The sequence below is a fragment of the Nonomuraea sp. NPDC003727 genome (assembly GCF_053586935.1).
In genome coordinates, this window is the sequence record NZ_JBSFNE010000001.1 from 804,907 (window position 1) to 828,770 (window position 23,864).

At 67.8% G+C, this 23,864-nt stretch carries 22 protein-coding genes and 2 pseudogenes; 10 read left to right on the forward strand and 14 right to left on the reverse strand.

Annotated features, from left to right (window positions below):
• Nucleotides 1-4: 4 nt before the first annotated feature.
• Both ACWDLG_RS03935 and ACWDLG_RS03940 read right to left on the reverse strand, forming a co-directional pair.
• The gene (locus ACWDLG_RS03935) at nt 5-985 is read right to left on the reverse strand and encodes a permease (RefSeq protein ID WP_449915707.1); all 981 of its coding nucleotides are present in this window, start codon (nt 983-985) and stop codon (nt 5-7) included.
• Nucleotides 986-1,002: 17 nt separating this feature from the next.
• Nucleotides 1,003-1,839 (reverse strand): NUDIX domain-containing protein, encoded by an 837-nt coding sequence (locus ACWDLG_RS03940; RefSeq protein WP_449915708.1) that lies wholly within the window; start codon nt 1,837-1,839, stop codon nt 1,003-1,005.
• Nucleotides 1,840-1,927: 88 nt separating this feature from the next.
• Here ACWDLG_RS03940 and ACWDLG_RS03945 point away from each other — a divergent pair, with 88 nt between their 5' ends.
• Nucleotides 1,928-2,509, forward strand: coding sequence for a DUF4328 domain-containing protein (locus ACWDLG_RS03945; RefSeq protein WP_449915709.1), 582 nt, complete (start codon nt 1,928-1,930; stop codon nt 2,507-2,509).
• A 107-nt stretch (nt 2,510-2,616) separates the two neighbouring features.
• Nucleotides 2,617-4,218 (forward strand): hypothetical protein, encoded by a 1,602-nt coding sequence (locus ACWDLG_RS03950; protein ID WP_449915711.1) that lies wholly within the window; start codon nt 2,617-2,619, stop codon nt 4,216-4,218.
• A gap of 120 nt (nt 4,219-4,338) precedes the next feature.
• Here the strand turns inward: ACWDLG_RS03950 and ACWDLG_RS03955 are convergent, their stop codons facing one another.
• Complete coding sequence (locus ACWDLG_RS03955; RefSeq protein ID WP_449915713.1) at nt 4,339-5,157, reverse strand: glycerophosphodiester phosphodiesterase; 819 nt, start codon at nt 5,155-5,157, stop codon at nt 4,339-4,341.
• Between the two features lie 162 nt (nt 5,158-5,319).
• Between ACWDLG_RS03955 and ACWDLG_RS03960 the strand changes: the two genes are divergently transcribed.
• From ACWDLG_RS03960 to ACWDLG_RS03980, 5 genes are all read left to right on the forward strand, one after another.
• Nucleotides 5,320-5,682, forward strand: coding sequence for an ArsR/SmtB family transcription factor (locus tag ACWDLG_RS03960; RefSeq protein ID WP_449915716.1), 363 nt, complete (start codon nt 5,320-5,322; stop codon nt 5,680-5,682).
• Nucleotides 5,679-6,299, forward strand: coding sequence for an SRPBCC family protein (locus tag ACWDLG_RS03965; RefSeq protein ID WP_449915718.1), 621 nt, complete (start codon nt 5,679-5,681; stop codon nt 6,297-6,299). The genes ACWDLG_RS03960 and ACWDLG_RS03965 overlap by 4 nt, the downstream gene beginning before the upstream one ends.
• Nucleotides 6,300-6,533: 234 nt before the next feature.
• Nucleotides 6,534-9,254: an HD domain-containing protein gene (locus ACWDLG_RS03970; protein WP_449915720.1), complete on the forward strand. Its 2,721-nt coding sequence runs from the start codon at nt 6,534-6,536 to the stop codon at nt 9,252-9,254.
• Nucleotides 9,251-9,748, forward strand: a complete 498-nt coding sequence (locus tag ACWDLG_RS03975; protein ID WP_449915723.1) for a hypothetical protein — start codon at nt 9,251-9,253, stop codon at nt 9,746-9,748. The genes ACWDLG_RS03970 and ACWDLG_RS03975 overlap by 4 nt, the downstream gene beginning before the upstream one ends.
• Nucleotides 9,749-10,121: 373 nt before the next feature.
• Nucleotides 10,122-11,654, forward strand: coding sequence for a M28 family metallopeptidase (locus ACWDLG_RS03980; RefSeq protein WP_449915725.1), 1,533 nt, complete (start codon nt 10,122-10,124; stop codon nt 11,652-11,654).
• 395 nt (nt 11,655-12,049) lie between these two features.
• Here the strand turns inward: ACWDLG_RS03980 and ACWDLG_RS03985 are convergent, their stop codons facing one another.
• The 3 genes from ACWDLG_RS03985 to ACWDLG_RS03995 all read right to left on the reverse strand — a co-directional run bounded on the left by ACWDLG_RS03985 (nt 12,050) and on the right by ACWDLG_RS03995 (nt 14,603).
• Nucleotides 12,050-12,979 (reverse strand): AraC family transcriptional regulator, encoded by a 930-nt coding sequence (locus ACWDLG_RS03985; protein WP_449915727.1) that lies wholly within the window; start codon nt 12,977-12,979, stop codon nt 12,050-12,052.
• Nucleotides 12,980-12,987: 8 nt separating this feature from the next.
• Nucleotides 12,988-13,911 (reverse strand): NADP-dependent oxidoreductase, encoded by a 924-nt coding sequence (locus tag ACWDLG_RS03990; protein WP_354922806.1) that lies wholly within the window; start codon nt 13,909-13,911, stop codon nt 12,988-12,990.
• A 263-nt stretch (nt 13,912-14,174) separates the two neighbouring features.
• Nucleotides 14,175-14,603: a hypothetical protein gene (locus ACWDLG_RS03995; protein WP_449915730.1), complete on the reverse strand. Its 429-nt coding sequence runs from the start codon at nt 14,601-14,603 to the stop codon at nt 14,175-14,177.
• A gap of 289 nt (nt 14,604-14,892) precedes the next feature.
• On the opposite strand from ACWDLG_RS03995, the gene ACWDLG_RS04000 reads away from it, so the two are divergent.
• Entirely contained in the window at nt 14,893-15,264 is a 372-nt protein-coding gene (locus ACWDLG_RS04000; RefSeq protein WP_449915732.1) for a hypothetical protein, read from the forward strand.
• A gap of 590 nt (nt 15,265-15,854) precedes the next feature.
• Here the strand turns inward: ACWDLG_RS04000 and ACWDLG_RS04005 are convergent.
• Nucleotides 15,855-16,373 (reverse strand): hypothetical protein, encoded by a 519-nt coding sequence (locus ACWDLG_RS04005; protein ID WP_449915734.1) that lies wholly within the window; start codon nt 16,371-16,373, stop codon nt 15,855-15,857.
• Nucleotides 16,374-16,851: 478 nt separating this feature from the next.
• On the opposite strand from ACWDLG_RS04005, the pseudogene ACWDLG_RS04010 reads away from it, so the two are divergent.
• Nucleotides 16,852-16,986 (forward strand): annotated as a pseudogene (locus tag ACWDLG_RS04010) (IS5/IS1182 family transposase); the annotation flags it as partial.
• A 51-nt stretch (nt 16,987-17,037) separates the two neighbouring features.
• On the opposite strand, the pseudogene ACWDLG_RS04015 reads toward ACWDLG_RS04010, so the two are convergent.
• Nucleotides 17,038-18,243, reverse strand: a pseudogene (locus tag ACWDLG_RS04015) (serpin family protein); the annotation flags it as partial.
• Nucleotides 18,244-18,437: 194 nt separating this feature from the next.
• Entirely contained in the window at nt 18,438-18,752 is a 315-nt protein-coding gene (locus ACWDLG_RS04020; RefSeq protein WP_449915735.1) for a hypothetical protein, read from the reverse strand.
• A gap of 463 nt (nt 18,753-19,215) precedes the next feature.
• On the opposite strand from ACWDLG_RS04020, the gene ACWDLG_RS04025 reads away from it, so the two are divergent.
• Nucleotides 19,216-19,752: an HAD family hydrolase gene (locus ACWDLG_RS04025; RefSeq protein WP_449915737.1), complete on the forward strand. Its 537-nt coding sequence runs from the start codon at nt 19,216-19,218 to the stop codon at nt 19,750-19,752.
• A 431-nt stretch (nt 19,753-20,183) separates the two neighbouring features.
• On the opposite strand, the gene ACWDLG_RS04030 is transcribed toward ACWDLG_RS04025, so the two are convergent.
• The 5 genes from ACWDLG_RS04030 to ACWDLG_RS04050 are packed head-to-tail and all read right to left on the reverse strand — an operon-like array spanning nt 20,184 to nt 23,844.
• Entirely contained in the window at nt 20,184-20,963 is a 780-nt protein-coding gene (locus tag ACWDLG_RS04030; protein ID WP_354922818.1) for a M15 family metallopeptidase, read from the reverse strand.
• 20 nt (nt 20,964-20,983) lie between these two features.
• Nucleotides 20,984-21,433: a universal stress protein gene (locus ACWDLG_RS04035; protein WP_449915739.1), complete on the reverse strand. Its 450-nt coding sequence runs from the start codon at nt 21,431-21,433 to the stop codon at nt 20,984-20,986.
• Nucleotides 21,434-21,443: 10 nt separating this feature from the next.
• Nucleotides 21,444-21,689, reverse strand: coding sequence for a DUF948 domain-containing protein (locus ACWDLG_RS04040; protein WP_449915742.1), 246 nt, complete (start codon nt 21,687-21,689; stop codon nt 21,444-21,446).
• Entirely contained in the window at nt 21,686-22,066 is a 381-nt protein-coding gene (locus tag ACWDLG_RS04045) for a hypothetical protein (RefSeq protein ID WP_449915744.1), read from the reverse strand. The genes ACWDLG_RS04040 and ACWDLG_RS04045 overlap by 4 nt, the downstream gene beginning before the upstream one ends.
• Nucleotides 22,063-23,844, reverse strand: coding sequence for an MDR family MFS transporter (locus ACWDLG_RS04050; protein WP_449915747.1), 1,782 nt, complete (start codon nt 23,842-23,844; stop codon nt 22,063-22,065). Before ACWDLG_RS04050 ends, ACWDLG_RS04045 begins: the two co-directional genes overlap by 4 nt.
• Nucleotides 23,845-23,864: the final 20 nt, after the last annotated feature.

Below are 23,864 nucleotides of genomic sequence, written 5' to 3' on the forward strand. Positions count from 1 at the left end.
CGGCTCACAGCAGGATCCATCCGACGAGGACACCGGCCGTGATCGCGACGGCCAGCGTGACGGGCACGAACCTCGCCGCGAACGCCCTGCCGAACGTCCCGGCCTGCAGCGCGATCAGTTTGAGGTCGACCATCGGACCGACCACCATGAAGACCAGCCTGGCCGTCGGCGAGAAGGCCGACAGCGAGGCGGCGACGAACGCGTCGGCCTCCGAGCAGATCGACAGCAGCACCGCGAGCGACGCCAGCACCAGCACCGACAACCACGGCACCCCGGCCACCGCGGTGAGCCACTCGCGCGGCACGACGACGTTGAGCGTGGCGGCGGCCAGCCCGCCGACGATGAGGAAACCTCCCGCGTGCAGCAGGTCGTGGCGCATCGCCGCCAGGAACGAGCCGTGGTGGTGGCCCCTGGCGCGCAGCCATTCGCTCCTGCCGAAGCGCAGCCACAGCCAGCCCACGCACACCGCGGCGACCAGCGACGCCGCGAAGCGGGCCAGCACCATCAGCGGCTCACCGGGGAAGGCGACCGCCGTGGCGACCAGCACCACCGGGTTGATCGCGGGCGAGGACAGCAGGAACGCCAGCGCCGCGGCGGGCGTGACACCCTTCCTGATCAGCCCGGACGCCACCGGCACCGAGGCGCACTCGCAGCCGGGCAGCACCGCCCCCGCCAGTCCCGCCACCGGCACCGCCACCGCGGGCCGTTTCGGCAGCGCCCTGGTCCAGAAACCCTCGGGCACGAACGCCGCGATCGCCGCCGACAGCGCCACCCCGAACACCAGGAACGGCAGCGCCTGCACGCAGATCGCCACGAAGATCGTGGCCCACGTCTGCAGCCCTGGATCCGTCAGCTGGGGTGCGAGCAGGAACCTGCCCGCCAGCAGGGCGGCCACGATGCCGAGGAACAGCCACGGAAGCTGCCTGCCGGTGCGCGGCCGGCCCCATTCGTCGGGCGGGATCTCCAGTGTCCGGGGGACAGACATGGGCACATGGTGCCAGGTCAGAGCCGGCCAAGAAGCCACTTCGGGCCGGTCACCCCGGCGCCGAGGTCGGTGACCCGCTCGCGCAATCCCCTGTCCGCCGTGACGACGAGCACCCTTTCCCAGGGCTTCGCCTGCCGTACGATCTCGACGATCGCGTCGTCGCCGCTGCCGTCGGCGTCGACGACCTCGATGCCGCCGACGGGCGGCAGACCGCGGGCCGCGCCCTCCACGACCGCGACCACGTCGGGGAACCACTCGGCGAGCACCAGGTGCCGCAGGCTCGCGTTCGCCGTCTCCGCCAGCAGCTTGGCCGCCGCGCCCTTGCGGTCCCGCCACCAGCCGTGCTCGGCCCGCGCGCCGACGATGTTGGCGACGTCGAGCACCACCAGCTCCGGGTTCAGGGCGGTCCGGATCCGCGGCCACGTGACGGCGAATCCCGGATGGAGCTTCAGGCCGGCGATCTCGGGCGGCGTCAGCCAGCACAGCTGCGCGCTCTCCTCGTTCCCCGGTACGGCCGGCAGCAGCGTCCCGGCCTCGACGATCACGGTGTCGAACAGCCAGCCGCCGTGGTCGTCACGGTAGACGCCGCGCACCCGCAGCCCCTCCCCCGACAGCGCCGCCTCCTCCCTGGCCTCGCGCAGCGCGGTCTCGACGGGGTCCTCGTGACTGTCGCGCGCCCCGCCCGGCAGCCCCCAGGTGCCGCCGTGGTGACTCCACGGGGCGCGTTCCTGCATCAGCACGCGCGGCACGCCGTCCTGATCCCAGTGGACGGCGAGCAGGCCCGCCGCGCCGTACCGGCCCCAGTGGGTGTGACCCTGCGAGCACAGGATCCACCCGTCACCGTCCTTGACCACCACTCTCACCTCCGGCTGCGCAGGGTTCCAGTCTTACCGGCCACACCGCCGTTCCGGCATACTGGCCGCGCCCCGACGAAGGAAGATCATGGCTTCAGGCGTTTCGGAGGTACCCGTCCGGCCCCTCCGCCCGATCCGCCCTTTCGCGGTGGTGGCGACCGTCCTCATGGGGCTGTTCGTGATCGCGGGGGTCGTCGCGCCCTTCGTCGGCGGCCTGGACGAGGTAGGGGTCTCCGGGGTGTGTCTCATCACGAGCGTCGGCTTCCTGGCGTGGCTGCTCCGCGCCCGCGCGAACTCCTACGCGATCTCCCCGGGGGTCCTGCACACCTACGCCGCCGTCTTCCTGGTGGCCGGCTGGATCCTTCCGATCCTCAACCTGTTCGTGCCCAAGGGGATCATCGACGACATCTGGGCCACCTCCCAGCCAGGGGGCCAGCCGCCCGGCAGGGACCTGTCCAGGGTCCGCAGGTCGGGACTCGTCTGGGCCTGGTGGCTGACCTGTCTGGCTTCCGGCGGGGCCGGTCTGTGCGGGCGGTACGCCGACCTCGGCGCGTGGAACGCGCCCGTCCTCCTGGCCGCCCTCGGGCTGTGGGTGGTCGCGGGCGGGCTGGCGATCGCGGTGGTCCTGAAGATCACCGCGCTCCAGGAGAACGCGCGGGCGGCCCGCTGACCACCGCGAGGAAATCGACTCCGGCCGACATTCGTGGCCACCCAGTCACGTGACTCCGCTGGTGAGTTTTCGGCCCCACCTGGAAGATCGTCGAAGACAATCGGCGAGTGTCTCCTGTGCTCGATGTCGTCATGTGGATCGCTGTCGTTACCGCGTCGGTCCAGGCGATCGCAGCGGTCATTCACGTCCGTCAAGGCCGCACAACGAGTGGGTCCGGTTCGCGTACGGCAGCGGTGAACGCCTTGGTCAAGCGAGGCCTGCTTGTCTCGGTGTTCATCGCACTGTGGATGGCGACAGTCAACCACGTGTGGGAACGCAGGCAGTTCGGCAGGCTGTCCTATCTTGCGATCCGCGACGAGCTGCAGAACGCCACATTCCTACGGTTCATGCTCTTCGTTACCGACGTGGCCATCCATTTCATCGTCTTTCCTCTGGCATGCGCGGTGTTCGTTGCGATCGCCAGAAGCCTGATTGTTGGACAACTGGACAGATCGCAGACTCTCGTCCATATCGTGACGCTGATCGCCACCACCGCGTCTGGAGCGTCGGTTGTCGTTGCCGATGCATACACCTTCGAGCTTTTCGACCCGTGGTGGATCGTGGTTGGCGCCAACTTCGGCCTTGCGATGGATGTCGGTGGTCCGGTCGAGCGATCAAGTGGCCACGGCAGCCGGCTCGACGCCACAACTGATCCTGACGCGGAAACGTCGACTGTCGAGTCCGTTGGCGGACGGGCACATCAAAGCCCTGTCCGAGGATGCGTGTTGACCATTCTGGCGTGGACGCTGGGCGCCCTGGGGCTGTTGATGCTCTTCAGTGGCAGCGCGCTGTACAAGAGCCTTGTATCTGAGGCGGATGGCGACGTGGCGCATCTCCCCTTGTGGGTACGCCTGCTGATCATGGCCGCGGTCTTGGCGACCGGGGGCCTGCTCTTCGCCGGCAGCAGCGCTCTGTTGAAACGGGGAAGGCAGCACCGCCACCGGATCATCCCCTTGTTCGAGGATCTCATCGGGGAGCGCTATCTGCTCTACCTACGGCCCTTCGCCGTCGACCCCGTGATGGCCTTACCACCGACCGAGGCCCCGGGCTGGTACTTTCGCTCGCCCTTCGAGCTGCCGGGGCTTACGCAGGAGGAATTCGTGGTGCGGCAGTTCCGTGGCCTCGGCCGTGTCGTCGCGATCGGGCAACCCGGCGAGCGTCTGCCGGAGATCGGGGCGGAACGCGGCTACGTGCCCGTCGACGACTGGCAGGACACGGTGAGCAGGTTGCTCCAGGGCGCTCACGCAGTGATCATGACGGCGGCCCCCGGTCCCGGGACGATGTGGGAATTCACCGAAGCGCTGCGCACTATCGCACCCACCCGACTGCTGTTGCTGATCTATGGCGAGGCGGACTACCACGCCTTCCGGGAAGGTGTCGCACAGGAGTACGCGACGAGGTCGTCCGCCGAGGCAGCCGGAGCCGAGTGGCCACCGCTACCGCAATTACCGGACATTCCACCCGCCCCCCATACCAAGGGGCTCCAATGGGACTTCCCCCTCACAGGAATCCTGTCCTTCGACCGCCAATGGCGTCCGCAGTTCACGCGTTTCCCGCCGACCGTGCCGCGAATAAGGCACGTCTGGACCATACGCCGACTGGTACGGCGCGAACTCAAGCCGGTTCTGGACCAAGTGGCCCAGCTGCCCCCAGCGCCGTCACCCGCGTAGCGGTTGGCACCCATGGTGTCGCGTGCCGGCGATCCCGGCCCGCGACCGTGACCGGCCGCGGGCGGCGGGCGTGCCGTTCGATCTGAAGGCGACGGCTGGGACCTGCGGCTGATCCGCGGGCTACGTGTCGGTGACCTCGTCCAGGACGTCGGGGCGGTTGGTGATGATGCCGTCGACGTCATAGGAGATCAGGCGACGCATCGTGTCGGCGTCGTCGACCGTCCAGGCGAAGATCTCCATGCCGTGACGGTGCACCTGCCTGACGTAGTCGGCGGTGAGGTCGCGGTGGGGTGGGTTGACCTGTGTGGCGAACCTCGCCAGCCCGGCCAGCTCCCCCGTCGACGGCGTGCCGAGCAGACCCACCGGGACCTGCGGCATGACCCGGTGGAACCGGCGCATCGAGCCCCAGTCGAACGACTGCACCACCAGCCCGCTCGACCATCCGCTCCGGCGCAGTTCCTCGGCCACGCGCGACTCGATGCCCGGGTAGAGGTGCGGGGCCTTGATCTCCAGCAGCAGTCCGAGCCCGTCCCCGCTGATCGCCCGCAGCGCCTCGCCGAGGGTGGGCACGGCCTCGCCCCGGTGGTCCGGGGAGAACCACGATCCGGCGTCGAGCCCGCGGATCTCGGCGAGCGTGAAGTCACCGACCCGCCAGGGGGCGCGGCGCGGGAAGCGCCGCTCGACGTCGGTGGTGCGGGCCAGGGTGGTGTCGTGCATGAGGACCAGCTCGTGGTCCTTCGTCTCCTGGACGTCGAGCTCGACCATGTCGGCGTCCTGGTCGTCGGCCAGTTCGAAGGCCGCGACGGTGTTCTCGGGCGCGTACGCGGAGGCGCCGCGGTGGGCGACGTTGACGACCGCGGCCGCAGGGGCGGCGACGGCGGCGGGAGCGGGGAGGGTGGCGATCACGGTCGCGATGACGAGGCCGAGTCGTCGAAACATGGGTCTCCTCGGGGCCGGGGAGGGGGCCTGCGGTTTCGAACATGACCTGCGTTCATGACCGGAAGTCGATGGCAGCGTAACCCGGCGGTGTCGAGCCGATGAGCAAGCGACACGCATATATAAGCCTTGCCTTATATAAGGCCGATCTTATATAGTCGGCTCGTGCACGCATTCGACATACTCGGCGACCCCGTCCGGCGCCGGATCCTGGAACTGCTCGCCGAAGGAGAGCAGTCGTCGGGAGCGGTCACCTCCGCCATCAGGGCGGAGTTCGGAATCTCCCAGCCCGCCGTCTCCCAGCACCTGCGCGTGCTCAGGGACAGCGGGTTCGCCAGCGTCCGCGCCGACGGCGCCAGGCGGCTCTACGCGGTGAACGCCGCACCCCTCCAGGAGGTCGACGTGTGGCTGGAGCGTTTCCGCCGCTTCTGGAACCAGCACCTGGACGCCCTGGCCACCGAACTGGCCCGGGGCGCACGAGAACGGCGGCAGAAGGACCAGGAAGCCAACGAGGAGGAAACACCATGATCGACATCGCCCAGCAGATCACCGCCATCGGCCGCGAGGTCGCCCGGCAGCCCGCCCCCGGCGGCGAGACCGTCACCGTACGGCTGCGCCGCACCTACGACGCCGCCGTCGAGGACGTCTGGGACGCCCTCACCGACCCCGACCGAATCAAGCGCTGGTTCATGCCGATCAGCGGCGAGCTTCGGGTGGGTGGCACCTTCCAGCTGGAAGGGAACGCGGGCGGCGAGATCCTGGCGTGCGAGCCGCCGCACGCCTTCAGGGTGACGTTCGGCAGCGAGACCAGCGTGGTCGAGGTACGGCTGGCCGCCGACGGCCCCGGCGCGACGGTCCTGGAAATGGAGCACACCGTGCCGATCGAGATCGCGGGCAGCGGCGCCGGCGCCCTGTACGTCGGCCCCGGCTGGGACGGCGCCGTCCTCGGGCTCTCGCTCTACCTGAGCGGCCAGACGGCGGGCGGCGACCCGGTGGCGGCCGCCCACTCACCCGAGGCGCTGGCCTTCTCGAAGGAGTCGGTGCTCGCCTGGGTGACGGCCGTCGAGAAGTCGGGCACGGCGACGGAGGAGGAGGTCGCCGCGGCCCAGGAGGTGTCCCTGAGCCAGTTCGCTCCCGGCCACTGACAGTTCAGGTCCTCCTTTCCGGTCACCCTTTCCGGCCACGCGGACGTGCGGTCGGCTCCAGCGGAAGGCGGCGACAGAAACGGGTGTCGGGCAGCAGAGGCGACGGTGCTGCCCGATATCCGTTTCCATCGGTTCAAGTGGATCAAGCAGGGTATAGTCAAGCCCAGGTCAAACAATTGACGTGGAGCCTCCATGCCCCATTCGTTTGAGCAGACCTCTCTTTGGCGAAGGTCATTGGCGCCTCGCGACAACGATCCGCATGGGGACGAGCGGGCACGGCTGCGGGCCGCCTATCTTCAGCTCCGGGAAACCGTCGAACCGCTGGCCACGTCGATCGCCCACTCGCTGCCGATGTTCACCGAGCACGGAATGGCGCACGCGGAAGCACTGTGGGAGATGGCCTCCCTCATTTGCGGCGAAGACATCTCCATCAACCCGGCCGAAGCGTTCGTCCTGGGCGGCGCATTCCTGCTGCACGACCTCGGAATGGGGTTGGCCTCGTATTCCGCGGCCGGAATCGACCTGAAAGCGGATCCCAAATACGACGACCTGCTGGCCGGGGCGAAGAATCGGCTGCGCAACTCCGAGGCGGCCGCCGGCAGTGAGCTCCTCGACAGGGCGGCGCACGAGGAGGTCGTCGTCGAGCTGCTCCGCCTGCGCCACGCCAGGCAGGCGGAGCGGCTGGTCGGCCAGGTCTTCCACACCTCCTCCGGCGAACCGTTCCACCTTCTGCAGGACGTGGAGCTCCGGCAGTTCTTCGGACCGCAGATCGGCCGGATCGCGCACAGCCACTGGTGGGGGGTGTCCGAGCTGCAGCGGCTGGCCCAGCGGCAGGGGTCGTGCCCGCTGCACCCGCCGACGTGGGACGTGGATCCGCTGAAGCTGGCCTGCATGCTGCGCCTGGCGGACGCCGCGCACATCGACTACCGCAGGGCTCCGATGCTCCTGCACGCCTTCAGACGGCCGTCCGGGACCTCGCGCAATCACTGGTTCTTCCAGGAGCGCCTGTTCCGACCGCGCGTGGTGGACGATCGGCTGGAGTACACCGCTTCGGCACCGTTCAGCCGGGACGAGACCGAGGCCTGGTGGCTCGCCTTCGAGACCATTCAGCTCATCAACGACGAGCTCCGGCACGTAGACGCCCTCCTGGCGGACAGCGGCAGGCAGCGTTTCAGAGTCCGGTCGGTGGTGGGCGCCGACTCCCCCGAGCGGCTGGCCAGGTCCATTCCCACGGACGGCTGGAGACCCCTCGACGCGCGTCTTCGCGTCACCGACACGGTGCAGGTGATCTCGAACATCGGCGGCCGCGACATGTACGGCAACCGCCCGGACATCGCCCTCAGGGAGCTGATCGCGAATGCCGGCGACGCCGTCAAGGCCCGCGCCGCCTTCGAGGGGTCGATCCGGATGTCGCCAGTGACGATCACCCTGGAGCAGTGCGGTGACGACTGGTGGCTGGAAGTGGCCGACCAGGGGATCGGCATGCGTCCCGAGACCATGGTGGCCGCACTCACCGACTTCGGGCACTCGCACTGGCGCTCGGCCGCAACCGTCGAGGAGTTCCCCGGGCTCCAGGCCAAGGGCTTCACGCCCACGGGCAAGTTCGGCATCGGCTTCTTCGCGATCTTCATGGTCGCCGACGAGGTGCAGGTCCGCAGCCTGGCATTGGGAGAGGCCGCGCGCTCGACCCACGTGCTCGAGTTCAGGCGCGGGCTGTCGGGTGGTCGTCCGCTGTTGCGGGAGGCGGAGTTCGAGGAGTGCCTCAGGAAACCGGGCACCGTGGTGAGAGCCCGGCTGCGGGAGGACCCCCGCAACATCAAGGGAATCTTCCGCACGAACAGCAAACGCGTCGGCCACACGGAGCTGCTGCACGAGCTGATCAACCGGATGTGCGCGCTGTCCGAGGTCGACGTCTCCGTGAAGGGCCCGGACGATCCCGCGCCGAGACACGTCATCGCGGCCGGCGACTGGTTGGACATCCCGGCCGCGGAACTCTTTCAGCGTCTCTACCGGCGCTCCGACATGGATTACATGCAGCGCATGCTCTACGAGCAGCATGAGAAGCTTTTCATCGACCACGAGACCCGCGTCCTGGACGACGACGGAAACACCATCGGCCGGGCGATGCTGCTTTCCGGGAGGGAAGCGTCGGAGACGCAGGACCTCTGGTGGCACGGCAACTATCGAGGCATGGTCTACGTCGGCGGCCTGCAGTCGTCTGCTTTCCTCTACACCATGGGAGCTTTCCAGGGCTTCCCCATGACCGCCGACCGGCTCACGTCCTTTCCCCTCGGCCGGCCGGAAAACCTCCAGGACTGGGCACGGTCGCAGGTGGACGTCGCACGGTCGAGTCCGTGGGCCACTCCCGGACACCAATGGATGATCGCCGATTTCGTCGGCGGTCTCGGCGTTTCACCCGAGACCCTGCCGTGCGCGCACTCGGCGGACGGCGCCCTGGACAGGGACGATCTGGTCGCGTGGGCCAGCGGCAAGTCGGAGGTGCTGCTGATCTCGTACGGCGACCTCATGGCGTTCGACACGCTGTTCGATCCGCCGAACTATCGCCGCTCCTTCTTCACGTATGACGGCCGCGGGGTCCGCCTCCCGGCACACGGGTTGATCGTCGAGCTCTATCCGATGTGGGTCTTTCCTGAGGAGATCGTGCCCAGTCCTCGCGACGAGCGGTTCACCGAGGCCGCGGAGAACGGCGAGGAGTGGAGCGCCTGCGCCTGGTGGTGCGAGCACGGCAACTACGGGGCGGCGGGCGTGGTCGTCAGAACCATCGCCGAGGCGTGGAAGGCGGACGTGGACGACGTGGTCAGGTGCATGGAGTCGCTCTATATCGACCGGGAGAAGGACAACCGCCTCGAACTCACCACGTTCACGAGCGATTCTCCCGCTCGCGTGACGGCCTTCCGGGTCCGTCGCCCGCGGGCGGAGACGACGCTCGTATGAGGCTCAGCGCCAGGCGGCCGAAGGAGGTGCCCGCCGCTCTGCCCGCGGACACGCCCGAGATCGCCGTCGAGCGCTACAAGTACATCCTCCAGCAGATCCACACCATCAACGAGAACGTCTACCGCTTCCTGGCCGTCTACCAGACGCTGGCCGTCGCGATAGCCAGCGCCGGCCTCGCGCTCTTCGTCGGCCACCGCGGCTGGCGGATCGACCCGGCAGTCGCCAGATCGGGCCTGGTCGCGCTGATGTGGCTCGAGACGGTGGTCGCCGCGTTCACCGTCATGATGATCGTCATCGGAGTCGTCTCCTGGCTCGACTACCGCCGGGAGGAGTGCGAGCTGGCAGACGAGTTCGTCCGCCCGGGCTTTCGCAAGCCGCCGCGCAAGGCCGCCTTCATCCGGTGGTACGAGACCTACATCGTGGTCTTCATCATCGGCTCCACGATCTTCATGTGGATCAGCACTCTCACCATCCTGCTTCCGGGGGTCACGTGACCGCCCCAGGCCGTGAGGGCCGCGACGCCGCGACGCCGCGGGACGAGGGGCAGGTCGGCGGCCATCCGGCGACGTCACCGCAGGGTCCCGACCGCCGTCCTTGCGGAAATGCTGGTACTTGCCCTGCCGTCCGCTGACCTGGGCGGGGGTAATCAGACGTCGTGAGAGAACACGGTTCGGGCCCAGGCGCCTCGGTGCGGGCTGTCCGGCCGCTGCAGGACCTCGGGCGCCTTCGAGCGCCACGGCGACTGCATTGACTCCACTCGGCAACGAATTCGAAGCGGACCTTTCAAGATCGCATTAGCCCCAAGGCGTTCCATTTAATCGCGATTACGGGGATTGTCCGGCTCTACTCGTGATACAGGAGTTTCGCATGCGCATACGCGCGTATCGGAGCATGCTGGCCGCCGTCACCGCGGTCTCGGCCATGGCATTCCCCCTCGTCTCGGCCGCCCCGGCCGGCGCGGACCCCGACCCCGCGGCGTTCGGCATGAGCATCACCGCACCCCGGGTGAAGCGGCACCTGGAGAAACTGCAGCAGATCGCCGAGGCCAACGGCGGCACCCGCGCCTCGGGCACCCCCGGCTTCGACCAGTCGGTGGACTACGTCGCCGGCAGGCTCCGCAAGGCGGGCTACCAGGTCACGCTCCAGGAGTTCGAGTTCCCGTTCTTCCGCGAACTGGAGAAGGCGACCCTCGCCAGGACCGCCCCCACTCCCAAGACCTACGTCCTGGCGACGGACTTCGCGACCATGACGTACTCCGGCTCGGGCGACGTCACGGGCACCGTACAGGCGGTGGACCTGGTCCTCCCGCCGGCCCCCGCGCCGAGCTCCACCTCCGGCTGCGAGCCGAGCGACTTCGCCGGGTTCACCCCGGGCAACATCGCGCTCCTCCAGCGCGGCACCTGCACCTTCCAGGCCAAGGTGGCGAACGCGCAGGCCGCCGGCGCCAGTGCGGTGATCGTCTTCAACGAGGGCCAGCCCGGCCGCGAGGGCCTGCTGAACGGCACCGTCGGCGTGCCCGCCACCATCCCGGTCGTGGGCACGACCTTCGCCACGGGCAACGAGCTCGCCGCGGCGGGAACCGTCGTCCAGGTCAAGACCATGACCGAGAGCGACCCCCACCGCAAGACCCGCAACGTCATCGCCGAGAACCGCTTCGGCGACCCCGACAAGGTCGTCGCCCTCGGCTCGCACCTCGACAGCGTGGTCGCCGGTCCCGGCATCAACGACAACGGCTCCGGCAGCGCGGCGGTCCTGGAGACCGCGCTGAGACTGGCCCCGCTGCCGACCAGGAACCGGCTCCGGTTCCACTTCTGGGGCGCCGAGGAGCTCGGACTGCTCGGCTCGAAGCACTACGTGGCCGGCCTGTCCGCCGAGGAGAAGGCCAAGATCAAGCTTTACCTGAACTTCGACATGATCGCCTCGCCGAACTACGTCTTCGGCATCTACGACGGCGACAACTCCGACGGTGTCGGCGCCCCGGCGGGCCCGCCCGGTTCCGACGAGATCGAGAAGCTCTTCGAGCAGTACTTCACGGCCGTCGGCAGGCCGTTCGTCGGCACCGACTTCACCGGCCGCTCCGACTACGGCCCCTTCATCGAGGCCGGCATCCCGGCCGGTGGCCTGTTCACCGGCGCCGAGGGCGTCAAGACCGAGGCCGAGGCCACCAGGTTCGGCGGCGAGGCGGGGGCGGCCTACGACAAGTGCTACCACCAGGAGTGCGACACCGTCACCAACATCAACGACGAGGCCCTGGCGATCAACTCCGGCGCCGTCGCCACCGCCGCGGCCGTCTACGCCTACAGCAAGGACCTGCCCGGCGGCGGAACCCCCGGCTCCACCGCTCCCGGCGCGGGCGGCGGGGGTGACGACCACGATCCCGACCGGGTGGTGAGCGAGTGACACTCCCCCACGGAACACGGCCGTGACACCTCGGCCGGGCCGACGCGCGGGCCGTCGCGCGGGTCTCGGCCGGCGTCTCGAGCGGCAACTCCTGGACGGCGAGCCACGGGCCCGGCGAGCCGTGAGCCTCAGGCTCGGTGAGCCGCAGGCCCGTGAGGCACGGGTCCGGCGAGCCGTGGGTCCGGTGACGACCACGACGCCGAGCCCGTGCCGAACACGCACGGGCTCGGCCGTCCACACCGCTCCCCCGGCCCCCTGGCGGGACGGGCCTCGTGGGACCCGGCGGCGAAGCGGCGACCTCCGCCGAAGACGTACCCGCCCCGGTCGCGCGGGGTCGGCGGAGCCCAGGCGGACGGCAGCTCGGTGCCGGCCGCCGAGGGACGCGGATCGTCAGGTCAGGCGGCCCTGGCCTGGCGGCGGTAGCCGCCGGGCGCGATGCCGTACTCGCGTTTGAACGCCTTGGCGAAGGCGAACTCCGTGCTGTAGCCCGTCTGGGCGGCGACCGTGGTCAGCGGCATGTCGGAGTCACGCAGGAGCTTGGCGGCCAGCGTCATGCGCCAGCGGGTCAGGTAGGCCATGGGGGGCTCGCCGACCAGGGCGGCGAACCTCCTGGCGAAGGCGGCACGGGACAGGCCGGACCGTACGGCCAGCGATTCGACCGTCCACGGGGCCGAGGGCGCGTCGTGGATGGCCCCCAGCGCTGGGGCGATCGCGGAGTCGCGAAGCGCGGCCGACCAGCCTTTGGCGGCGGCGGGCTGCTCGTCCAGCCAGGCGCGCAGGATGTACAGCAGCAGCGAGTCGATCAGCGCGGGCACGATGCCGTCCGAGCCGGCACGAGGATTGTCCAGCTCCGCGCCGAGCAGTTGGACCGCGGCGTTCAGCTCGCTATGACGGCCATGCCGGGTGGGCAGGTGGACCACCTCGGGCAACTGCCGGACCAGCGGGTGGGGCCGGGCCATGTCGAGATGGTAGTTGCCGCACAGCAGCGTGGTGCGCGGACCGCTGCCGCCCAGCACGACCGAGCCGATCGGCGGAGCCTTGGTGTAACGCTCCGGTCCCGGCACCTCCGGCAGGGTGGCGGGGTGGTCGGCCAGGATGTAGCGGGCGCCGCTGCGGAGGAACACCACATCACCGGTGCTCAGCGGGATCGGCTCCAGGTGCCGGGCGTCCACGGGGACGAGCCAGCACGACCCGTACAGCACCACGTGGAAGCCGGCGCCCGCGGTCGACGGCAGCTGCAGACCCCACGGCGCGCGGCCGTCGGTGCGGATCGAGGTGGGATGCCCGGTCCGCATCGACTCCAACGCCTCGGTGAGGAGATCCATGTACTGCTTTATAGCGTCAGGACGAGCTTGCCCTGGACCTGGCCCGCCTCCAGCACCTCGTGCGCCTTCCCCGCCTTCTCCAGCGGGAAGGTCTCCTCGACATGCGGGTGGATCTGACCGGCGTCGACCAGCTCGGCGATGGCTGCCAGCGCCACGTAGTCGGGCTCGACGGACACTCCCGCGAAGCGCCGCCCCGCGGCCTCCACCCGTGCGGCGAGCTCGGCGTTCCAGTGCTCCATGATGCTGACAAGCACCCCGCCGGGCTTGAGTACGGCCAGCGAGCGGTCACCCTGCGAGTTGGAGTCGAGGACGATGTCCACATCACGGACCGCCTCGGTGAAGTCGACGGTCTGGTAGTCGATCACCTCGTCGGCGCCGAGGGACCGGACGAACTCGTGCTTGCCCGCACTGGCGAGGGCGATCACGTACGCGCCCTGGGCCTTGGCGATCTGCACGGCCAGGTGGCCGACCCCACCCGCGGCCCGGTGGATCAGCACCCGGTCGCCCGCCCCGACCTTCGCCGCGTCCACCAGCCCCTGCCAGGCGGTGAGCCCGGCCAGCGGCAGAGCCGCCGCATGGACGTGGTCGAGGGAGGCGGGCTTGCGCGCCACCTGGCGGGACGGCGTGGCGACGTACTCGGCGTAGCCGGTCGCGGCGCGGGGGAAGAACGGCATGCCGTACACCTCGTCGCCGACCTTGTACCTGGCGCCGGGGGCCGCCTCCTCCACGACGCCGGAAATGTCCCAGCCGACCCCGAACGGCGGTTCACCGAGCAGCGGGTAAGCGCCGGACCGCACGGCGGCGTCGACCGGGTTGAGGCCGCTGGCCCGCACCCTGATCAGGACCTCGCCGGACAACGGCGTGGGCCGTTCTGCCTCGACGACCTGCAGGACTTCGGGGCCGCCGAAGGAGTTCTGGATGACAGCGCGCATGGGATGCTCCCTGGTTGGTCGGTTCGCTGTGATCAACCTAGGAAGGTTGGACCGGTCCGGAGAATGGCCGTCCGTCTTCTCCACATATCCCAACGTCTCACCCTTCGGCGCTCTCGGGACATCAGCGTTCTCGGGACAGCAGCGTTCTGGCGACAGCAGCGGGGTAAGCAGGTGATCGCCGCACCGAATCGGTTCCGCTGAGTCCGCCAGATCGACGGCCTTGCTCGTGCGGTCCTCAGCTGTGGGTGTACTGGGATCTTGTATTACTTCGTGTGTACGGTCACTTCTGCTCGTCGAGCCTGAAAGGCCAGACGCAACGTGAAAGTGTCCAGTACGAACAGGTCGTTGCCATCCCAGTCGAAGCAGCTGACCTGTCCCGGTGGAGCGTCGTGCTGGGCGGTCACGCAGTCATGGCCTTCCTGGTCCTCGCACCGCTCGACGATCCGGACATCCTCGAACCGGAAGATCACGACAGGTGTCTTCGACAGCTCGGGCGGGGTCCACTGCGGGTCATAGAGGAACTCCAACTCCAGTACCGGCGGTCTGTCGGGCTCATAGGTCAGGCACGTGAAGTCGGTGTCGTGGAGGTAGACATGGGCGCCCTCCTCGGTCCAGAACTCGTACAGCCCTGCCTTGGGGGTGACGCCACGATCTTCATCCTCGGTCACGCCGGCGAACTCGGTCACTGACATGAGGACATGGTCCTACAGACGGAAGCATGCCCCAGTGGTGACGGCAGTGCCGGTAGTGATGTCTCCCTACCGCCAGAACAGGAGACTGGATCTGTTGTTCTCCGCGTGGTCGTAAATCGTACGCACACGGTCTCGGACGATCGCGGATGGCGCTGGATCGAACGAGGGGAGAAAGCGGGCCGTGACCAGCGCGCGGACGCTCTGGTGGACGACGCTGGACGATCACGGCGAATCTCGTAATGAAAGGGGCCTCTGGCGTTCGATGGCCAGTCGCCCGGATGCTTGATCGATGAGCGTGCCGATCGGCGACAGTGAGCTACAAGAGATCGAGAGTCGTGCCCAAGCTGCAACGCCTGGACCGTGGTACGTGCGGTTCCTTGACGATGACGCTGCCGCCAACTTGGTCGCTGTCAGCACCGTGCCCGACGTCGGAGAGGGTAAGCGTTGGCCGGCGTGGAATGGCAGTGAGGTGGTGGCGGCCACATTGGTGCAGTTTCCGAGACCCTACGTTGCAGGCCCTGACGATCGTTGGGATGAGAATGCGACGTTCATCGCGCATGCGCGGTCCGATATACCACGTTTGCTGGCCGAGGTTCATCGACTGCGCGCTCTGCTGGGAAGTGTGCACCACGAGGGAGCCGACGACGGCCAGTCCTGCTAACGCTGTTGCTAACAACGTCCCTGGATACCGGTGGACGTGAATAGAAATCGACCATGGCGAGCGTGTCATTGAGCAGGGGTTTCTGACACTGGTAGGCGCAGGTGAACGATCGCTAACTGGCTACGGATCAGATGTTGGCGTTCCGTCATGCGTAAGCGCCGACAGCAGAGAAGTACAGCAACGCCGACGTACAGCACACTGCGACACCCGCCATCTGCGGCTTGACCCGGACGAATACCTCTCGGCGTCGGGCCTGGCTCCCGTTTACAAGTAGACGCTCATGTGGCCAGCGCGGGACACGATGTTGCCAGTCGAGACCGTACGATCGCGCACCGCGACTCATTGACCGTGGCTGGGGCAATCGACGCCGAGGTTCCCCTTTGTCAGGCCCCGGCACCGGGTGACTCGATCGTCTCCAGGTATTCGGCGGTGGGCTCGTCATGAACCGCCGGTCGACCAACGGCGCCTGATAGACCAGCATCCGGCGGACGAGGGGTTGCTGCGCGATGTCATCCAGCCTCGGCACGTGTTCAGCCGACCGGTTCCGCAAGCTCCATCCGAATATTCTCGAACCTGCTTGCGATCAATCGCTACTTGAGTCCAGCGATGGTCTTGAGCATGTCATACACCGCGTTCCCGCTGACACCGCTTCCGATGGAGCTCGCGAGCCAGATCAGTGCAGGCCCGAGGGACAGCACACCCTCGCCTGAGGGAACCTCGCCTGGAGCAAGGTCACGCAGAGGGTGGGCATCTTCACGCCAGTCGGTCATCACCTCGACGACCTGGTTGAGGTTGCGCCCCCGATAGCTGCCATTCGAATCCAGCAACTGCACCGAATGTAGTGACCCCCAGTCGAAACCACCTGGGTAGGCCATAACACTTACAAGGTCCGTAGTGCCGGAATAGCGCCACGGTTGTCCATTGAAGGGGCTCATGCCGCTGTCAATCGCCTGTTGATGCTTCCGGTTCACCCAGTCGATCCATTGGATGAATTCGGCCGGGACCTGTACCAGCTTGCCTAGCCGCTTCCGGTACCCGGCGATATATAGATCCCAGTGCTTTCCGGACTTGGCATTCAGATAACCGAAGTTGCCGCGCAGGTCGTTCATCACCCGGGAGTCGGGCGATGTGAATAGGAACGTGGCTAGCCAGGATGGCTCGCTATGCTCTCTCAGGCGACGCGCCACCAGGGGATGGATGTCGGTCGGGCGTTGGACTGGGAGCGCCTCGTACATCGGGGGAGGCACGTAAGGGTCTTCTGACACCGCGCTACTCTCCGCTAGAGAAACCGGACATCACATTCGACGCTCTATCGGGCATCCTCTGCAACCGCTTCACGTCAACTGCCTGACGGATCTACTACGGTCTGCCCTACATGCGGGCCTTTGTCGTGTGTGTGAAGTGGCGTTTGTTGTCCCTGTGTGGTCCTACGAGCCGGCTGGCCTCACTTACGCAGAATGGCTGAAGGACAAGAGTCCCGCAGGTTCGCCCGTTAGCCGCTGAGCAAGATGGTTGGACCGCAAGTCAGACGCCCTCTGGCGATGCTGTCACAGGCCTCGACCAGCGCTCTTGCTGAAGCGCTGTTACCGCAACGACGTCACCCAGCTCATGCCGCTACTGATAATCAAGGCGATCCCGCCGGTGCGGGGGCGAGTAGGGCGGCCACGCAAGAGGCCCGACTGTCTGTACGCCGACCGCGGCTACGACCGTTTCCGGTTCCGCGACCCAGCCGGCGGTCAGGATGAGCTGGCTTCTACGGTCGACGGTGAGGAAACCAAAGGGACGCGTGAAGTCGACGTCAACTCTCTTGGCTCGGTAAGGAGGCCGTGGTGCCATGCCGCCTGCGACAGCGCCGATGGCGGTCACTGCGGCGGCTTCGAAGCCGTGTGCCTGGAACGTGGCGGTGGCGTCCTGGCGGGCCTGGGTGATAGCAAGTGGCTCGGAGCTGATGCCGGGAAAGTGTCCCCGGGCGGTGTCGATCACTTCGGCCAGGCCGAACACCTCTGGCAGGGCGAGCAGGTCTAGCGAAGAAGTAACAGTGAACCGAGGCACGGTGACCGTCAGGAGGTCATCAGCCTGGTAGGCGGGGACAGAGCCGATGCTGATCCCAGGGCCTGGATTTCCTGCAGGAAAGGCATCGACGTTTACGTTGGGGTAGCGCTTGGCCAGCGTGTCGATGCCTGAGGTGAGCACGTCGGCGGCTTTCTGGGAGTCGTGGCCGAGCAGGAGGTGAACGTCGATCCCGTCTGTGCCCATGACGCGGAACATGGTCAGCCGACCGGTTCGTGTGTCGGCCACCCGGACTCGGTTGAGGACTCGCGTGCTGCGCCGCAACACGATGATCTCGCGATCGGCCCACGGGCCGGCCTCGACGAGAGCGACACCTTCGGTGAATGGGCGGAGCCAGGTGGTACGGACGGTGAGTGCGCTGGCCAGGACAAGTAGCGTCTCGTCGGTCACGGAGACGGGCATGGTGGGGATTGCTCCATCGGTCTCGCGAGCCGCCCACGCGTCGAGCCGGAGCTGATCTGCGGTCGTGTCTCCCGTCAGTTCGCCTCGCAGGCCTGCGGGCAGCGCCGCGTTCCAGGTCGGCCGTAGAGGCAGTTCCTGCCTGGCCCATAATCCCAATGCCGACTTGATCGCTGGTGAGGCTTTCAGGGCTGCCAGGACGGCCTGCGCTGCCGGGGCAGCGGTGGTGGCGTCTATCCCGATGGCCCTTTGCAGTTCGACCCGTCCTGGACCGTCGGCCGCTGTCGCGAGATACGCCAGCAGCGGCCAGGCGCCCGTTCCGCACAGGACGACCGACTCTCCGGAGCAGGTCGCCGCCCAGCGGGCAGTCAGCGCGTTCACCGCGGTCGCCAGGCCCCTTTGTGATCTACCGTTGAGCACCATTGCATCCCACGGCGAAGCGACGATCAAGACACGGCATCGTCCCACCAGTGCGGCGACGAAGGCAACGCCAATACAGCGCCACAACATTGCACCGTTTCTGTCGGCACGCCTGGGCCGGGCTGCGACCACGTGCACGGGAATGCCTGCACGAGGCAGCAGAGTGCATGGATGTGCCGCAGAGCGTGGCGACGGATCATCGGTAATGGTTCGGCAGCGGTCTTGTTGCCGAGGTCTCTCCGTCCGGCCTTACACCGGAGCAACCAGACCGACGACCGTGATGATTAACGTTGCCGCCGTGGCGTTTGTCCCTGCGTCACGGCAGGTGTATCGCAAGCAACTTTGGCTTCCATCGAATTTTCGGTTGCTTCTACCCCTTGGCTAGCAAGTACAACCTGGACCCACTTTGTACCACTCTCAATAAACTTGAGAATGAACTCTTGCCCTTTGGGCGTGAAAGGGAGGATCATGATCGCGGGAGCAGAAAGAATGACGATCAGCATTAGCGGCAATACGCAGACAGCAGAAACTACTGCTCGACGCATGACGAAAAGCGAATAAAACAACGCTGAAAATCCCTTCCCGGCGCATTGTTTCATTCGCGGGACTCACACTAGCAGCAGTGTTCACCACAGCGCTAGCCGTGAAGATGCACGCGCGAGAATAGGTGCATGACGGTTAAGAGCATGACGATCATTCACTTCGGCTATCACTGCCAAACCGACCAAGGGTAGCCCCAGATCGACGAAGATACCCGTCACACCCCGCACGCCCAGGAGCGCGCTGAACAGTCCTCGCGAGCCGCCGGCCGATACTCGGTGGCCGTGGGTCAGTCACTAATCCACTCCCCGCCTTCACCGCGAGACACATGCGTGCTGATACCTCGGTCCGGCGCCAAAAGTCGCCGGGCCCCTTGCAGGCGGCACATGTAGGGTGGTTTGCCGTGGTGCAACGGCTTGCCCTCTTCGACCTGGACAACACGCTCGTGAACTTGGACGAGGCTTTCCAACTCTGGGCCGCTGAGTTCGCCGAGCAGCACGGCCTGACTGGCGAGGCAGTTGATTGGCTTGTCACTGTCGACTGGACGGGTTACCCGCGCACCGGGAAGTCTTCTTCTCCGAAGTCCGCGAGCACTTCAGCCTCTCCGAGTCTGTCGACGAACTCTGGAGCCGCTATCGCCGACGTATGCCCCACCTGGTCCGCTGTCGGCCTGAGACGATCGACGGGCTGTCCCGGCTCCGCTCCTCGGGGTGGAAGGTGCCAATCGTCACCAATGGGATGGCCGACAACCAGCTCGGCAAGATCCAGCAGACTGGCTTGGCCAAGGCAGTAGACGCCTACGCACTCTCAGGTATCGAGGGGATTCGCAAGCCCGACGTTGGCCTGTTCGAGATCGCCGCGAGGCGGTGCGGCACGACGCTTGCTGACGGGGGATGGATGGTCGGTGACCAACCTTTTGCCGATATTTTCGGGGGACGGTCAGCCGGCCTCCGGACCGTCTGGATCGATCGGGGCACGTGGCCGGGGCACGAACACGCCGCCGATCACATTGTCACGGACGTGCTCCAGGCGATGGAGATCCTGCTACAGCACCCATAGCCGAGGGGCTCGAACCAGCTCGCTCAGGTGATATATCCGCCTGACGGCGTCTCGCCGTCGCCCTGGCCACCCCTTTCACGATGGCCGGCATGGAGCCTCACAAGCGTCAGCAGCCAGCCGAACCCACCACGGCAAAACGGGGTGCCGCCCCCCTCGGCAAGACGACGCGCAGTGGGCCCTGTCCGCGCTACAAGGGCAGCGGTCGAAGGTCAGCCCGGAGGCGAAGCGATCTGGAACAGTGCCCATGATCCAGAAACCTTCGACTCCGACCACTGGTAGGCGGGTGCCTGCCGAACCCATGAGGACAAGCGACCGACATCCACACAGGGCACAACGAGGGCACATCAGAGTGCGAAACCGCCAGAGAAGCCGAGACACAGCGAGGCGCCGGACCGCAGCTCAGAGGCCATCCGGTGACATCAGTGCAGGTCTCAGCCGCCGCCCTTGCTGAAGTGCTGGTAGTCCTTGGTGCCGGACCAGTAGCCGCCCCATTCCCAGCCGACCGCGGCGAACGTGCGGACCACCCGGTCGCCGGGGTTGATCACGCCCTTGCCCTTCATCGGGCGTTCGGTGAACTCGCGGGCGTTGTCGTGGGCCGTGGAGCCGGACGCCGTGACGTACGGGTTCTCGCGCGGGTTCACGTCGACCGCCTGGCCGTAGGCGTGGTTGGACCAGCTGCTCGACCCCGTGGCGCGGCGGCAGTTGAAGGCTGAGGTGTTGTCGGCGTCGATCGAGGCGTAGTCGCTGCCCTTGTAGACGTCGACGGGCTCCATGCGGTTGATCGGGTACCGCATGGCGTACAGCTTCTTGAAGACGGTGACGATGTCGTCGGTGACGGTTTCGCGGACGACGAGTTCGCCGGTGTGGGCCTGGTCGTCGAAGCCCCAGTAGGTCATGGTGATCAGGCGGAGGTCCCGGTAGTGGACGGGGCAGCCGGGGCGCCAGGAGTGGGGGAGCCGGTCGGGGTCGAGTTTGCTCACCTTCGCCTGGAAGGCGGGCGGGCCGGTGGGTGACGGCGCGGGGGTCGGGTCGACGGCGGGCGCGGTGGAGGCGGCGGGGTCGGCGGTGGAGGTCGACGTGGCCGCGGGATCGGTGGACGGGGCGGTCGCGGGCGTCGGGCCGGTGGCGCCTGGGCTCGCCGACGCGACGGGGGCGGTGTTGGCGCCGCATGCGGTGACCAGCAACGATACGGCGGCGATGACGCGTTTCACCTTTTCCAAAGTAGCGCGCTCTACGGCACGACCAGTACCGTTCGCCGCGCGTGCCGTATCAAACCTCGGGACACGGACGCGTGCCAGGGCGAGCGGGAGCGGCCGACAACGATGGCGTCGGCCCGGTGGGTGGCGGCGAGCGTTTCGAGCTCTCTGGCGGCCTCGCCGCGCACGCTGACGAAGCGCCAGGGCACGCCGTGGTGGCCCATCTCCTCGCGCAGGTCGTCGATGAGGTCCTCGGCGGGGTCGGGGATGACCGGGGAGCCGACCCAGAACCACAGGGTGGTGCTGGTGAGGGATTCGACGAAGGCGACCAGCAGGCCGGCCCCGTCGCGGCGGGCGAGCCCCGCGGCGTACGCGAGGGCGTTGCGGCTTGGGCCGGTGCCGTCGTAGCCGACGACGAGCAGGCCCGCGCCGTCCTTGCCTATCTCGAACCGGCCGTCGGGGAGCCGGTTGGCCAGCGGTTCCACGGCGCCGCTCTCAACGGGTGAGGTCCACGGCGTGCCGGCCGCGACGGGCGAGCTCGCGCAGCGTGGCGGCCGCGTAGCCGGCCAGCGTGAGGAAGGCGCCCGCGGCCAGCAGGCCGCCGATCCACACGTCGTTCACGGTGGCGTCGGTCCAGGCGGCGCCGCGCGGCTGGTAGCCGGTCACGAAGGGGGCGGCGACCAGCCAGAGGCCGCCGACGAACAGCAGCGCGAGGGCGCCGAGGCCCAGTGTGGTCTTCATCGCCGGTGTCCGTTCGTGGTGGTGAGGTCTTCGCGCAACGCCTCGACGAGCGGCGCGAGCATGGTCGCCAGTTCCGCCGACGACATGCCGGGGGGTGCGGGCTCGGGTGCGGGTTCTGGTTCGGGTTCGGGGGCGCGCTGCCGTACGGTGACCAGCCCGCGGGCCACCAGGTCCTCGTGGATGGCGGCGGCGAACGCCACCACGCCCACCAGGCCGGCGACGGTGACGCCGAGCCCGGTGAAGAACTCCACGTTCGTGGCGTTGATCCAGTCGTCGGACTCGGGCTGGGTGCCCAGCGCGAAGGGTGCGATCATCAGCCACAGCCCGGCGATCGACGCCAGGGCGGCCGTGACCGCGCCCACGAACCTGCGCATCATCGTGCGGCTCCTTCGGGGACGATGTTGACGGACGGCACGGCGCGGGCCAGCAGCGCGCGCGAGGTGGGGCGCAGCACGGCGCCGGCGACGGCTCTGGCCCGGTCGCCTTCGGGTCTGTTGTCGGGTGGCGCCATCCGGGCGACCGCGCTGACCAGCGCGGACGGCCTGCCGTCCGCGTGCTCGACGCGCTGGGCGATGAGTTCGAGCAGCAGGCCCGCGAGGACCAGGTCGTCCTTGCCGGGCGGTGTGGACGGCGCCGCCTCGGCGGGGCCGTGTCCCCGCAGCGGCAGCTCCTTCAGGAACAGCACCGCGAAGAAGCCGAGCACCGCGATGGGCACGCCGACCAGGAAGACGGTCTCCAGACCTCTGGTGAAGGCTTCGAGCACGATGCCCTTGACGGGTTCGGGCAGCTGCTGGATGTCGGCGGGGCTGCCGAGGCTGAGCGAGCCGCCGCCGGGCGGCCTGACGTGCGCGGCCCGCATGAGCTCGGCCATCTCGTCCTTGAGCCGGTTGGACAGGATCGCCCCGAACGCGGCGACGCCGACCGCCCCGCCCAGCGAGCGGAAGAACGCCACGCCCGAGGTGGTGGCGGCCATGTCGCGTAGTTCGGAGCCGTTCTGGGCGGCGAGGATGAGCATCTGCATCGACAGGCCGAGCCCGATGCCGAGTACCGCGACGTCCACGCCGATCAGCCACTGCGTCGAGTCGACGTGCAGTCGCGAGAGCAGGAACAGTCCGACGGCGACCAGCAGCAGGCCGACGACGGGGAAGATCTTCCACCTGCCGGTCCTCGTGACGATCTTTCCGGAGATCACGCCGGACAGGAACAGCGAGAACACCATCGGCAGCGTCATCAGGCCCGAGGCGGTCGGGCTCATGCCCTTGACGATCTGCAGGTACTGCGGCAGGTAGATCATCGCGCCGAACATCGCCATGCCCACGAAGAGGGAGGCCAGGCTGGTGAGCACGAACGTCCGGTTGCGGAACAGCCGGGGCGGCAGGATCGGGTTGCGGGCGGTGCGCTCGGCGAACACCGACAGCAGCAGCATGACGACCGCGACGGCGCCGAGGAAGTAGGTCCAGAACGAGTTCCAGGCGAACTCGTGCCCGCCCAGCGTCAGCAAGAGCATCAGCGCGCTCGCGCTGGCGGTGATCGTCGTGGCGCCCCAGATGTCGATCGAGGTGTTCCGGTTGGTCGCCGGCAGCCTGAGCACCTTCTGGATCACCGCGAACGCCACCACGGCGAACGGGATGCACACGTAGAAGCACCAGCGCCAGCCCAGCCAGTCGGCGTCGACGATGAACCCGCCGAGCAGGGGGCCCGCGACGGTGGAGATGCCGAAGACCGCGCCCATGTAGCCGGAGTAGCGCCCACGCTCGCGCGGGGGCACGATGTCGCCGAGGATCACCTGGGACAGCGCGGACAGACCGCCCACCCCCAGACCCTGTACGGCACGCGCCGCGATGAGCTGGCCCATGTCCTGCGAGAGCCCGGCGGCCAGCGAGGCGGCGACGAACAGGCCTAGGGCGATCTGGAAGAGCAGCTTGCGGCCGTAGACGTCGGACAGCTTGCCCCACAGGGGGGTCGACACGGTCATCGTGAGCATGGTGGCCGAGGCGACCCAGGAGTACTGCTCCTGCCCGCCGAGCTCGCCCACGATGGTCGGCAGCGCCGTACCCACGACCGAGGTCGAGATCATCGAGGTGAGCATGGCCAGCATCAGCCCCGACATCACCTCGAGGATCTCTTTGTGGGTGTACTGCCTGGTTTGTGCCATGCCAGCGAGTATACGTCTGT